This window comes from Halalkalibacter lacteus, assembly GCF_036663595.1.
Taxonomy (GTDB): domain Bacteria; phylum Bacillota; class Bacilli; order Bacillales; family Bacillaceae_D; genus Halalkalibacter; species Halalkalibacter lacteus.
This window is the reverse complement of sequence record NZ_JAWRVL010000004.1, coordinates 86,033-100,082: the sequence shown is the minus strand read 5'-3', so window position 1 is coordinate 100,082 and position 14,050 is coordinate 86,033. Positions and strand designations below refer to the sequence as shown.

10 protein-coding genes and 3 pseudogenes are annotated in these 14,050 nt (G+C 37.4%); 11 read left to right on the top strand and 2 right to left on the bottom strand.

Features of this window, described 5'->3' with window-relative positions; translation table 11 throughout:
* Positions 1-36 precede the first annotated feature (36 nt).
* Positions 37-1,578 (bottom strand): gluconokinase, encoded by a 1,542-nt coding sequence (locus SAZ04_RS04470; RefSeq protein ID WP_332691683.1) that lies wholly within the window; start codon positions 1,576-1,578, stop codon positions 37-39.
* 27 nt (positions 1,579-1,605) lie between these two features.
* Positions 1,606-2,463: a MurR/RpiR family transcriptional regulator gene (locus tag SAZ04_RS04465; RefSeq protein WP_332691680.1), complete on the bottom strand. Its 858-nt coding sequence runs from the start codon at positions 2,461-2,463 to the stop codon at positions 1,606-1,608.
* A gap of 295 nt (positions 2,464-2,758) precedes the next feature.
* Between SAZ04_RS04465 and gnd the strand changes: the two genes are divergently transcribed.
* The 11 genes and pseudogenes from gnd (at position 2,759) to SAZ04_RS04410 (ending at position 14,029) form a co-directional block, all read left to right on the top strand.
* Complete coding sequence (gnd, locus tag SAZ04_RS04460) at positions 2,759-3,652, top strand: phosphogluconate dehydrogenase (NAD(+)-dependent, decarboxylating) (protein ID WP_332691677.1); 894 nt, start codon at positions 2,759-2,761, stop codon at positions 3,650-3,652.
* Between the two features lie 532 nt (positions 3,653-4,184).
* A complete protein-coding gene (locus tag SAZ04_RS04455) occupies positions 4,185-5,225 on the top strand; it encodes a TRAP transporter substrate-binding protein (RefSeq protein ID WP_332691674.1) in 1,041 nt (346 codons plus the stop codon).
* A gap of 141 nt (positions 5,226-5,366) precedes the next feature.
* Positions 5,367-5,918, top strand: coding sequence for a TRAP transporter small permease (locus tag SAZ04_RS04450; protein ID WP_332691671.1), 552 nt, complete (start codon positions 5,367-5,369; stop codon positions 5,916-5,918).
* Positions 5,919-5,931: 13 nt separating this feature from the next.
* Positions 5,932-7,203, top strand: a complete 1,272-nt coding sequence (locus SAZ04_RS04445) for a TRAP transporter large permease (protein WP_332691668.1) — start codon at positions 5,932-5,934, stop codon at positions 7,201-7,203.
* Positions 7,204-7,422: 219 nt separating this feature from the next.
* Positions 7,423-7,683 carry an HPr family phosphocarrier protein gene (locus SAZ04_RS04440; protein ID WP_332691665.1) on the top strand — a complete coding sequence of 87 codons (261 nt, stop codon included), beginning with the start codon at positions 7,423-7,425 and terminating at the stop codon, positions 7,681-7,683.
* 70 nt (positions 7,684-7,753) lie between these two features.
* A pseudogene (locus tag SAZ04_RS04435) lies at positions 7,754-8,704 on the top strand (sugar kinase).
* Positions 8,705-8,728: 24 nt separating this feature from the next.
* Positions 8,729-9,364 carry a bifunctional 4-hydroxy-2-oxoglutarate aldolase/2-dehydro-3-deoxy-phosphogluconate aldolase gene (locus SAZ04_RS04430; RefSeq protein WP_332691662.1) on the top strand — a complete coding sequence of 212 codons (636 nt, stop codon included), beginning with the start codon at positions 8,729-8,731 and terminating at the stop codon, positions 9,362-9,364.
* A 31-nt stretch (positions 9,365-9,395) separates the two neighbouring features.
* Positions 9,396-9,584 (top strand): annotated as a pseudogene (locus SAZ04_RS04425) (galactonate dehydratase); the annotation flags it as partial.
* Positions 9,585-9,612: 28 nt separating this feature from the next.
* Entirely contained in the window at positions 9,613-10,614 is a 1,002-nt protein-coding gene (locus tag SAZ04_RS04420) for a C-terminal binding protein (RefSeq protein WP_332691659.1), read from the top strand.
* Positions 10,615-10,786: 172 nt separating this feature from the next.
* Positions 10,787-12,523, top strand: a complete 1,737-nt coding sequence (locus SAZ04_RS04415) for an ABC transporter ATP-binding protein (RefSeq protein ID WP_332691656.1) — start codon at positions 10,787-10,789, stop codon at positions 12,521-12,523.
* Positions 12,516-14,029 (top strand): annotated as a pseudogene (locus tag SAZ04_RS04410) (ABC transporter ATP-binding protein). Before SAZ04_RS04415 ends, SAZ04_RS04410 begins: the two are co-directional and overlap by 8 nt.
* Positions 14,030-14,050: the final 21 nt, after the last annotated feature.

Here is a 14,050-nt window from a genome sequence, read left to right as displayed (position 1 = left end):
TAGTATGAAAGGAGAAGAGTCATCTATGAAAGCTTTTTACTTTTGTTCATTCCTTTGAATGGCAGCGAGAGCTTTAAAATGAGGTTTAAGGGCAAAATAAAGTTCTCGGTATGTTTGATATAACTCCTGATAATTCATATGATTGGTGTTATTTGGAATATATGTGTTATTCATCGGAATGGACTCTTTAATAGCTGATAAGGATGGAACCTCACCAAGTGCATACATCCCAAACCAAGCTGCTCCCCATGCTGAACTTTGATGACTAGCAGGTACTCGTACTTCTTGTCCAAATATATCTGATAAGATTTGCAACCATAAAGGGGAGCGAGCAAACCCACCGCTTGCAAAAATAGTAGCTGGCAGTCCTGCTAAACGTTCAAGTGTTTCACCGATACTGTATAAACTAAATATAACTCCTTCTAATCCTGCTCGAATCATATGCTGCTTCTTATGAGCAAGGGTTAAACCGATAAAGCTTCCACGAGCATTTGCATCCCAATAAGGTGCTCTTTCACCATTTAGAAAAGGAAGGAATAAGAGTCCATCTGCTCCCGGTTTTACACTTTTAGCAAGATTGGTGAGTAAATCGTACGCACTGTTATTTGTTTCAAGTGCTCTTTGTACTTCCGTTTCACCAAGTACGTCTTTTAGCCACTGAAATACAATTCCTCCGTTATTTGTCGGGCCACCCATAATCCATAAATCTTTCGTCACGCCATAACAAAAGATCTCTTGCAATTCATCGGTTTGAGGTTTTGAGGCCATTTGTCTAATTGCTCCACTTGTCCCAATCGTGATGGCAACATCTCCAGGATCGATCGCGCCAATTCCTAAATTTGCAAGTGGACCATCACTAGATCCTATTACAAACGGAATATCGTGGGGCAGATGAAATTGATTCGCTAACTCACTAGTAAGTCCTTGGCAAATGGTAGTTGAAGGGACTGGTTCTGAGAGCTGATCTCTCGTAATACCAGCAGCAGAAAGAGCTTCTTCTTCCCATTCAAACGTATGAATATTAAATAAACCGCTGGCTGAGGCAACTGCATAGTCAACCATGTATTTATGAAACCATCTTTGAATTAAAAATTCTTTAATTGATATAAACTTGGCTGATTGGTGATAAGCGGAATAATTTGTTTCTTTCATCCAGATTAACTTACATAATGGAGACATCGGGTGAATGGGTGTTCCAGTTTTTAAATAAAGACTTTCACCGACTGTTTCCTTAACTCGGGCAGCTTGTTCGACACTTCTACCGTCTGCCCATGTGATAGAAGGGGAGATAGGTTCATGTTCGTGATTCATGCAAATTAATGAATGCATAGCACTGGATATACCGACGCAAAGGATTTCATTTTTATCAATTCCACTTTTTTGAACAGCGTCAGAAATAGCAGCTATGGCAGCTTGTTCGATTTCATATGGATCTTGTTCAACCCAAGAAGGATTAGGATGGTACACAGGGTATGCGTTTTCATTTTCTGCTATAACTAAACCATTTTTTTGAAATAAAACAGCTTTAGCACTAGTGGTTCCAATATCTAAACCTAAAACATAATTTTTTGCAGTCATTTTAAACAATCCTTTCAAAACAGTTCATTAAACTCGCTTAATTGAAATGGCGTTTCTCATTTTTTGAAGTGAATTTTTCACACTTTCTTGACGTTGCATACTAACGTTAACAAATAAAGCATCAACAATGCTTAATTGAGCTATCCGAGAGGCAAGTGCTTCTGAGCGAAATTCTGTTTCAGCCGAAACAGTATACAAAGCAATGTCAACTGTTTGACTTAGAGGAGATTTTGCTAAGTTTGTAATGCCAATCGTTGTTGCTCCAGCCTTTTTGGCGACCTCTGCCACTTCTAGAATGTCTTTGGATGCGCCTGAGTGCGAAATTAAGACGACTAAATCATTTGAAGTTAGTTGAGACGCCGACATTATTTGTAAGTGTGTATCACTATAAAAAAATGTCTTAATACCGATACGCAGAAATTTGTGTTGAGCATCGTTTGCTATAATTCCAGAACCACCAGATCCGTAAAATTCTATCTTACCGGCAGATAAAAATGCATCTACTGCTTTTTTGAAAGAGTTTTGATCAATGATTTGCTTCGTTTCTTCTAGAGTTCTAATATTTGATTTGAATATTTTTTCGGCCACTGTACTTTCATCATCATCTTCACTAATCGTTTCATGGATATCCTCAATAGGTGTAACAATTTCAGAAGCTAATGCAATTTTCATCGCTTGATATCCTTTATAACCAATCCTCTTGCAAAAACGAAACACAGTCGCTTCAGCAATACCTAAATCTTCGGCAATTTGACTTATGGTGGAGTGAATGATTTTCTTTGGATTTTCTAATATATAGTCAGCAATCATTTGTTCTTTGCTACTAAATGAAGAGTAGGAAGAAGAAATTCTCGTAATTGTAGGATGAGACTCAGTAAATGGCATAGTACTACTCCCTTCATTTGGTGATGTCATACATTCTAAGCATAAACGAAAAGTACAAATAAAAAAATATTTTTTCATAAAAAAGCTTGAAAAAGATAATTTTTATCATATAATCAAAAATGAAAGAAAATTTTTTTCTTTTTTATTGGACATGAAAAAGTTCTTTGTTTCAGAACGATTCGCTTGGAAGATCGTCTGTATCGTGGCTAAGTATATTGGAAGCGTTCACTTAGCTATATCAATAGTGTAAAAGCTTAAATCTGTTATAAAAAAAATATATTGGAGGCTTTTTATTATGAAAATCGGTCTAATTGGCTTAGGGAAAATGGGTATGAACATTGGGCAAAACCTAATTGATCATAAACATGAAGTAGTGGCATTTGACGTGAATGCAGGTGCTGTGGTCGAAATCGCTCAATATGGTGCGCAGAAGACAGACGGTTATAAGGAACTTGTTGAATCTCTAGAAACACCAAGAATCGTCTGGGTGATGGTCCCTCATAATGTTGTAGATTTAGTCATTAGCGAACTCACTCCGTTTTTATCGGAAGGAGATATTGTGATTGAAGCTGGAAACTCCCATTACAAAGAGTCGATCCGTCGTTACGAGCAACTGAAAGAAGTGGGTGTCAGCTTTATGGATGCAGGAACTTCGGGAGGTATGGAAGGTGCAAGAACTGGAGCATGTTATATGGTCGGAGGAGATGAAAATGCTTGGACTGTTGTTGAACCGATTTTTCGAGATACAGCTGTGGAAAATGGATATCTTTATGCAGGGAAAGCAGGAAGCGGCCACTACTTAAAAATGATTCATAATGGTATTGAGTATGGCATGATGGCTGCGATCGGTGAAGGGTTTGAAGTATTAGAAAAGAGCGAGTTTGATTACGATTATGAGCAAGTAGCAAAAGTTTGGAATCATGGTTCAGTTATCCGTTCATGGCTAATGGAATTAACCGAGAATGCTTTTACTAAGGATGCAAAGTTAGACGAAATCAAAGGCGTTATGCATTCATCAGGTGAAGGAAAGTGGACTGTCGAGGAGGCATTAAATTTACAAACAGCGACTCCGGTGATCGCGATGTCCTTACTAATGCGCTATCGTTCATTAGAAAATGATACATTTACCGGAAAAGTTGTCGCTGCACTTCGAAATGAGTTTGGTGGACACGCTGTTGAGAAGAGATAAATAATGAGTATTTCCTCTCATAAAAGTAGTGGTGAGCGTGAAGGGATATAATCAAAAATGACTGTTTTTGATTATGTTTCTTAAAGGATATTTTATTTATGAGGAAATTCAGCTCGATATGAACAAAAAACGTAGTATTCTGAATAATATGTTACTTATGTTAAAAGTTTAGCTATTAGAATGGCTGATTGTGAAGGAAAACGAAGGGAGGAATTTTATTTTGTAAAAAAATATTGAAAAAAATATTTTTTTATTCTATAATGAAATCGAAATAAGATTTCTTATTTTGAAATGAAAGGGGATACATAAGGTCGAAAACTAGTGATCTAATAAACTAGATGCATAAGTTGTTATATACCAAATGGTAAAGTGTTATTTTAGGCTATTATGGTAAGCGTTTTCTTTAGACGTTAATAACGGCGCTTTCAACCGAGTTTAGTTTGCATTAATAAAATTACTAACCTCTGTAATATCTTTAAGAGAATTAATTCTTTTAAAGAAAAAATATAAAACATATTTAGGGGGATTTACAATGAAGAAAAACAAATTATCATTATTTTTAGTACCTGCATTAGCAGTTATGTTAACAGCTTGTGGAGGTGGCGGTGTGGCAACAGATGATAGTACTGAACCTACAGAACAGAGTGAGCAAAAGACAATACGTGCTGGTATCGGGTTAAATGACGCGCATCCACAATATAAAGGGTTGTTGAAATTCAAGGAAGTTGTTGAAGAAAGAACAGATGGCGCTATTGAAGTTCAAACGTATCACAGTGGACAATTAGGTGATGACCGTACTATGACGGAAGGACTACAATTAGGATCCCAAGAAGTAACGATTCCTTCTACTGCTCCTATTGCTAACTTTGTTCCTGAATACAGCGTGTTTGATTTTCCATTCTTGTTCCCTAGTGAGGAAGTGGCTGACACTGTATTAGATGGTGAAATTGGACAAAAGTTCCTAGACATGCTTCCTGATCAAAATTTAGTTGGTTTAGCATATTGGGAAAATGGCTTCCGTGATTTAACAAACAGCGTACGTCCAGTGGCAACAGCTGAAGACTTTAAAGGGTTAAAAATCCGCACGATGGAAAATGACTTGCATTTAGAAGCGTTCCGAGCACTTGGAGCAAATCCAACACCAATGGCATTTACAGAGCTATTTGCTGCAATGCAGCAGGGAACAGTTGATGGACAAGAAAATCCATATGCAACGATTTACTTACAAAAGTATCATGAAGTACAAGACCATGTTTCCAATACACATCACATTTACAGCCCGTTTGTTTTCTTGATGAGCAAATCTTTCTTTGATGGCCTAACGGAAGAACAACAAGAAATTGTTAAAGAAGCAGCTCTTGAAGCAGGAGACTATCAACGTGAACTGAACCGTGAAGCAAATGAACAATACCTTGCAGACCTACAAGAAGAAGGTATGACGTTTACTGAAATTACTCCAGAAGCACGTGACGAAATGGTTGAACTTGTTACGCCGGTTCTTGATAAGTATGCTGAAAGAATTGGACAAGATATCGTTGATGAAGTGTATAGCGCTATTGAGGCAGCACAATAATTAAAAACCCTTGGAAAAAGGCTTGAATCCTTTCGAGCCTTTTCCTTTTTTAAAAAAGGGAAAACAAAAGTGTAGGTCAAGTTGCTCAAGTGAATGTAGTTTTGTTTTCCTTTTTGATAATAGAAAGAGAGGTAACAATAAATGAAAACTCTAAAGTGGTTAGATGATCATATTGAGGAAGTCTTTTTAGTCTTATTCTCTGTTTTAATGGTGAGTGTTATCTTCTTGCAAGTAATTATGAGATATGTCGTTGGAAATTCACTTCCTTGGTCAGAGGAGCTCGCTAGGTATAGTTTTATTTGGTTAGTGTATATCGGTATTAGTTATGGAGTGAAAAAACAAAGACATATTAAAGTTGATATTATGCTTCTGCTTTTTAAAGATAAAGGGAGAATTGTTTTTAATATTATTTCTAATTTACTATTCATGGCATTTGCTATTTTTGTTATCTACTACGGATATAGTATTGCGAATCAGTTACTTGCATTTGGTCAAAAGTCTCCTGCTAATCAAATTCCAATGGGCTTGGTGTACATGGCAGCACCTGTAGGGATGGGATTAACGTTAATACGTTTGATTCAAAATTTGTTCAAACATATTAAAGCTCTTTTGGGTAATGGTGATACGGAAGTGAAGACGGAGCTAGAAAAAGTTCAAGAAGAAATAAAAGAAGAAATCCAAACGGATAAATAGGGGGGAGAAATTAATGACTGCAGCAGTATTATTTGGAGCATTTGCGATACTTTTGTTATTAAGTGTTCCAATTGGGATTTCATTAGGAATCGCAACATTGATTACCATCATGTATTCGGGATCATTGCCGGTAGAATTTTTATCTAAAGAATTGGTGACATCGCTAGATTCATTTCCATTAATGGCTGTTCCTTTTTTTATCCTTGCGGGTGAGATTATGGGAAAGGGGGGAATCTCAGATCGCCTTTTTCGAGTCGCTAACTCATTAGTAGGAAACAAAACAGGTGGATTTGCGATTGCAACCATTATTACTTGTATGTTTTTCGCTGCTATATCAGGTTCAGGACCAGCAACTGTTGCTGCGATTGGTGGAATTATGATTCCTATTATGGTTAGAGAAGGCTATGATAAGCGCTTTGCAACAGCCGTGGTTGCAGCAGCTGGATCATTAGGGGTTATTATTCCTCCGAGTATTCCAATGGTTATGTACGGAGTAGTAGGCAGTGTTTCAATTGGGGATATGTTTATAGCTGGGATAATTCCTGGGGTTTTAGTGGGAGTTGCCTTAATCATTTATACGTATTTCTATTCACGAAAAAAAGGGTATACAGGTTCAGGGCAGAAAACGTCACTTTCGATTATTGCGAAGGCTGTATGGGAAGCAAAATGGGCATTACTAATCCCTGTTATCATTTTAGGAGGAATTTATGGAGGGGTTTTCACTCCGACAGAAGCAGCTGTTATAGCTGTCGTCTACGGACTCGTTGCAGGTATGCTTTTATATAAAGAGCTTAAGATCAAAGATTTACCAAAAGTAATCATTGACTCAGCATTAACAACAGCAACTGTCTTAATCATTGTTGGTACGGCAACAGCTTTCGGACGATTACTAACGATTGAGCAAATTCCTAACCAAGTTGCCGAAGGAATGCTTGCTATTTCAGAAAATCCAATTGTGTTAATTTTACTAATTACGCTTCTCCTATTAATAGTCGGTTGTTTTATGGATACTATTGCAGCCATTATTATCTTGACACCGATTTTACTACCGATTGCGATAAATTTAGGTTATGATCCAATTCACTTTGGTATTATTATGGTACTCAACTTGGCAATTGGATTTATTACACCGCCTTTAGGAGTTAATTTATTCGTTGGTTCTGGTATTTCAGGATTATCGATTGAAGCACTATCTAAAGCGATTGTTCCATTCTTTATTGCAATGGTTCTTACATTGCTAATCGTTGTATTTGTTCCACAGTTGTCTTTATTCTTTTTAAGGTAAAGAGGTTTTTCGAAAATTCCATGCCTAAGTCAAACACCGCGGGAGATGAATACAATCGCGTCTACCCCCGAGAGTTTTCTTCCCTTTTTTTTGGGGGGGGCATACGCATCAAGGAAAGTTGCCCGTCTTTTGTATCTGCACATATGGGTGTATTAAACTGGGATTAAGACATTAAGCTTACTAAGTGAGATCATACCCTAACCATAAGGAGGAAAACATATGTCAAATGAACATGCGCAGGAAGTTACGGTTAATATTTCTGAAGAACAAACAATCATAGGTTTGAGTCAACTAATCCAACCATTTCAGTCAGAGATTTTTTTGAAAAAGCTCGTGCGTGGAACAGTCGTTGAAGTGAATTTGAAAAGTTTTCTTGGTCTTATAACCTTGCAACTTCGTAATGGAGATCGTCTAACTGTCCGAGCAATAGGTGAAGATAGTGAGGTAGCATTACGCGAAGTTGTAGCGTTTTTAACATGATAAAAAGAAATGGTTATCTTAACCATTTCTTTTTAGAAATTGATAATGTAACAATATGGAGGAGAGAAACGTGGACATTGTAACAATTGGTGAAACAATGGTTTTATTTACACCGGATACAACCGGAGCGATGAGATATGCAAACCAATTTTAAGGAAGTTTGGTGGAGCAGAATCTAATTTTGCCATTGGTGTTTCCAGATTGGGTCATAAAGCTGGATGGATTAGTGCTGTAGGGGGATGATGAATTAGGAAAGGCGATGCTTACTTTTATTAGAGGGGAAGGCGTTGATGAAAGTAAAGTGAAAGTTGATCGGACAGCGCCGACAGGTCTTTATTTTAAAGAGATTAGAAATTTATCTGATATTAGAATTCAATATTATCGGACAGGCTCTGCTGCAAGTCAGTTAACAAAAGAAGATTTACATGAAAGCTATATCGCAGAAGCGAAGTATTTACATATTTCAGGAATTACCCAAGCCCTTAGTGAAAATTGTGCTGAAATGATTTTTGAGGCGATTACTGTTGCAAAAAAACACGGGCTCAAGATTGTGTTTGATCGAAACTTACGAAAAAAACTTTGGAGTGAAGACCGAGCACGTGAAGTTCTATTAAAAATTGCTGCACAAGCAGATATTGTTCTCCCAGGAGTAGCTGAAGGAGAGTTTTTGTTCGGAGAAACGGATCCTGAAATTTTAGGACAATTGTTTCTCGATCATGGTGCAGACTTGGTAACCCTTAAGGTCGGGGCCCAAGGAGCTTACTACTTTACGAATAAAGAGAGTCAGTTAGTTCTGGGATTTCATGTCGATAGAGTTATTGATCCAGTGGGTGCGGGGGACGGATTTGCTGCAGGGTTTATGTCTAGGATGTTAGATAGCTTACCTATATATGAAGCTGTTCAACGAGGTAACGCAGTTGGTGCCATTGTGCCGATGGTAAATGGGGATGTTGAAGGATTGCCTGAAAAAGAAGAGATAGATAGATTTATTCAAAAGCCTGCAGACGATGTTAGCCGTTAATACAGAAATGGAGGAAGAACAAAGATGAGTTTATTACAAGAGATTCAAAACAATGGTGTTGTAGCGATAATCAGAGGGGCAAAACCGGAAACGATTCTTTCAATAGCGAAGGCTTTGCGTGACGGGGGAGTTAAAACATTAGAAATTACGGTAGAGACACCTAATGTCTTAACGTTAATCAAACAAGTTTCTGAAGAATTAGACGATGTCATTGTTGGAGCAGGAACGGTACTGGATCCAGAAACAGCTCGAGCAGCAATTATGGCAGGGGCAAAATTTATTTTTTCTCCAACGGTTAATGTAGAGACGATTCGTCTTACAAAGAGATATGGGGTGATTAGTATTGCTGGGGCGTTAACGCCTACAGAAATTTTAACAGCATATGAAAACGGTTCCGATGTCATAAAAGTGTTCCCAGCCAATGTTTTTGGGCCAAAATATTTAAAAGATGTCCATGGTCCACTCCCGCATATTCCTCTTATGCCAACAGGTGGAGTTGATTTATCAAATGTTTCAGAATATATCAAAGCTGGAGGAGTAGCTGTTGGTTTAGGAAGTTCGCTTGTGGACACGAAACGTGAAATAAACGATGAGTATTTAGTTGAACTTACTGCTAAATCCAAGGAGTTTGTTACAGCTATTAAAAATGTACGTTCGTAAGAAACAATAGATGGGAATGACTAAAGAAGAAAGTGACTTATTGGATTACCTATCAGATGCGACTGTTTTTGATTACGAGGATGGTCATGTGAAAATCCCTCAGTCGCCAGGACTCGGAATATCAATCAATGAAGAGCACGTTAGAAAAATGGCGGAAGTAGGTCATAACTGGAAAAATCCAGTTTGGCGTCATAAGGATGGAACAGTAGCAGAATGGTAAAGTTTATAGTAAGTAGAAGGAGGGACAAATGAGTAAAGATACTTTTAAAGTCGTTGTGACTGATTTTGAATATGATTCATTAGCTCCAGAAAAAGAAGTATTAGAGAAAATTGGTGTGGAATTTGTAGCCGTCCAATGCAAAACGGAGGAAGAAGTGATAGAGGCGGCGAAAGATGCTGATGGAATCATTAATCAGTACGCACCAATTACGAGAAAAGTAATTGAAAATCTGACAAACTGTAAAGTGATATCTCGTTACGGAGTAGGCGTGAATACAATTGATGTTGATGCTGCAACAGAACATGGAATCATTGTAGGAAATGTAACAGACTATTGTATGGATGAAGTGTCAGATCATGCATTTGCTCTTCTCATGGCATGTGCTAGAAAAGTTGTACTTTTAAACGAAGCTGTCAAAAATCATCATTGGGATTTTAAAGTTAGTATGCCGATTTTTAGGTTGAGAGGCAAAGTGCTTGGGTTGATTGGTCTTGGAAGAATCCCACAATCGTTAGCGAAAAAGGCACAGGCATTTGGGTTAAAAGTAGTTGCATATGACCCATTTGTTCCAAAGAATGTCGCTGATGAATTACATGTTGAACTATTGGAATTAAATGATTTATGTACCCGTGCTGATTTTATCTCGGTTCATGCACCTTTAATTGAAAGCACAAAAGGGATGATTGGTGAAGAACAATTTAATGCGATGAAAAAAGAAGCCTTTATTATTAATACATCAAGGGGTCCTGTTATTTGTGAAAAAGCTTTAATTGCTGCTTTGCAAGAAGGCAAAATTGCCGGAGCTGGCCTTGATGTTGTAGAGGAAGAGCCAATTCAAGAAAATAATCCACTGCTTTCTATGGACAATGTTATTTTAAATCCTCATGTAGCATGGTATTCAGAAGAGGCACAACTTGAATTAAAACGGAAAGTTGCCGAGAATGTTGCTGATGTTTTAAGTGGATATTACCCAACGTATTTATTTAATAAAGATGTAAAAGAAAGCGCTTTATCAAAGGTGGAAAATTAACATTTAATCCAAAAAAACAGTAGCGGGACAATGCTGCTGTTTTTTTGGATTAAATGTTAATAATTCAAAATTATTGTTAGAGAATCTATAAATACGCTATGATATGAGAGACGTCGTTATTTCGCTTAACGAAAAATAAACTGTATATAGATACTAGTGCTGGAGGAAAGTTATGTCAAATGTTTTTTCCTTTTTAAGGCCATACAAATTTCCCGTTTTCATAGCATTAACATTAATGTTGATTGAATTAACAGTCGAACTTATCCATCCATTATTACTTGCCAAAATCATTGACGATGGCATTATGCAAGAAGATTTAGCTGCCATTACACGATGGGGAGCTTTAATGATTGGAATGTCATTGCTCGCTTTTGTGTCTGGTGTGATTAATTCTTTTTATGCAGCGCATGTTAGCCAAAGTACTGGATTTGATCTAAGGTCAAACTTGTATAAACGAATTCAAACCTTTTCCTTTACTCAGTTACAAAGGTTTCAAACATCATCACTCATTACAAGGTTAACGAATGATGTAACGCAAATACAAAATACGATCTTTATGAGCTTGCGTATCATGTTACGGGCTCCGCTGCTTATTATCGGCGGGACGATAATGGCCCTTTTTGTGAATGCGAAAATAGCGTTAATTCTTGTCTTCATGATTCCGCTCATTGTTCTGTTTCTCATTTGGATGATGAAAAAAGGAGGATCTCTTTTTAGTCTAGTCCAAGCAAAGTTGGATGGTGTAAACCATGTGATGCGTGAGAACCTTACTGCGATGAGGTTAGTGAAAGTGTTTGTCAGGCATAACTATGAAGGCAAGAGATTCAAAAAAAGCAATGAAGCGTTGATGGAAAAAACGGTGTCGGCTCTCAGATTAATGGAAGTAGCTATGCCAATATTATTGTTGTTAATGAATGTAGGAATTATGGCGATCCTTTGGTTTGGTAGTTTTGAAGTGAATTCAGGTGGTGCCAAAGTTGGGGAAATTGTAGCAATCGTTAACTATGCAACTCGCATCACATCTGCTTTAACGGTTTTCTCTATGATTATTATTGTGTTTTCTAGAGCAAAGGCATCAGCAGAGCGAATTGCTGATGTATTAGACGATGATAAATCTGAAATGAATATAGTAAAAGAACGACAGGATCCTTCTTTGAAAATAGTTGGTGGGGAAATTAAATTTGACCATGTATCTTTTCATTACCCTGACATGAAAATGAATGTTCTTAATGATCTTTCTTTTACCGCAAATCAAGGAGAGACATTGGCTATTTTAGGAGCAACAGGATCAGGGAAATCAACTCTTTTTCAACTTATCCCTAAGTTGTATGAAGTAAGTGAAGGTCAAATAGTACTAGATGGCAATAATATTAAAACGTTCGAGCCAGAGCATTTACGTCGGCAAATTGGATATGTCCCGCAGGAATTTTTTCTGATTTCAGGTACCGTCAAAGAGAACATACAATGGGGACATGATGAAGCGACGCTAGATGAGGTAATTGAAGCCGCAAAGCATGCGCAAATTCATGATGTAATTGAATCATTACCAAATCAATATGAGACAAAACTTGGTCAAAAAGGAGTGAACTTATCTGGTGGTCAAAAGCAGCGTCTATCGATTGCAAGAGCACTAATTCGTAAGCCGAAAGTGTTGTTATTAGATGACAGCACAAGTGCATTAGATGTTAAGACAGAAGCGGAGTTCCTAAAAGCATTAAAAAACTATACATGTACAACGTTAATTGTTACACAAAAACTTAGTACAGCAATGAACGCAGATAAGATTATTCTTCTTGATGACGGACAAAAAGTAGCAGAAGGGAATCATGAGCAACTATTGCAACAGTCTCATCTTTATCAGCAAATCCATCAATCGCAAATGAGAGAGGAGGTATTTCAAGATGTCTAATCAACTAACGAAGCCCTTTCAATATAGAAGGATTGCATTGACTGATTCTAGTGTGAACAGCGAAAAGAACTCAAGTGCGAAATCAAAACCAAAGAACTGGAAAAGTACGTTGAAGCGGATATGGGCTTACCTTGCTGTACATAAGCGCTATTTACTTTTAGTGTATTTTGATGGTTGTTTTAAGTTCCTTCTTTAGTTTGCTAGGGCCTTTCTTGATCGGTATGGCGATTGATAATTATTTAATAACAAATAATATAAGTGGTTACACTAGCTGTTGTTCCTTTAATGGCTTTTGGGATGAAGTGGATTACACGTCGAACTGGTTTGTTTTTTAAAGAGCAGCAAAGGCATCTCGGGGAAGTGAACGGTTATATTGAGGAAACAATTACAGGGCAAAAAATAGTTAAAACCTTTTCAAAAGAGCAACATGTGATTGAGCGCTTTAAAGAGAAAAATGAGCGTCTTAAAGGCGCTAGTTTTTGGGCGCAAACGTATTCAGGATTTATTCCGAAATTAATGAACGTTTTAAATAATTTAAGTTTTGCTTTCATAGCTGGAATTGGTGGGATTCTAGCATTTAATGACATGATTACGATTGGAGTTATTGTTATTTTTGCGGAGTACTCCAGACAATTTACGCGCCCTTTAAATGATCTTGCTAATCAGTTTAATACGCTTCTTTCAGCGGTGGCAGGTGCGGAGCGAGTATTTGATGTAATTGATGAAGAAGAGGAGAAAGATAAGATTGGGGCCATTGAGCTGAAAGAAATAAAAGGAAACGTCTCCTTTTTGAATGTGTCATTTTCGTATGAAGAAGATCAAAAGACGATATCAAATGTTCGTTTTGACGTGACTGAAGGTGAGACAGTCGCTCTTGTAGGGCCAACGGGAGCAGGCAAGACAACGATTATTAATTTGCTTTCACGGTTTTATGAACCTGAGGATGGTGTTATTACGATCGATGGATATGATATTAGAGATTTGAACCGAAATTCTCTTCGTCAACATACTGGGTTTGTGCTTCAAGATTCGTACCTTTTCCAAGGAACAATTAGGGAGAACATTCGTTATGGTAAATTAGAAGCAAGTGATGAAGCAGTAGAAGAGGCAGCTAAGCTTGCCAATGCACATTCATTTATTCATAAACTTCCAAAAGGGTATGATACCGTTCTTGATCAAGATGGAAGTGGAATAAGTCAAGGACAAAAGCAATTGCTTTCAATTGCAAGGGTTATGTTAGCTAGTCCTTCTATCCTCATTTTAGATGAAGCGACGAGTAGTATTGATACCATTACTGAAATCAAGATACAAGAAGCCCTGTATAGGCTCATGAGAGGACGGACAAGTTTTGTTATAGCTCACAGGCTAAACACTATTAAACAAGCAGACCAAATATTGGTGTTAAAGGATGGTCAATTATTTGAAAAAGGAACGCATAATCAGCTACTGAAAGAAAAAGGCTATTACTTTGGAATGTGTACTCAGCTAGTGAATGAAAGAGGCTGAGAGAAATAAGAAAGTTTACTT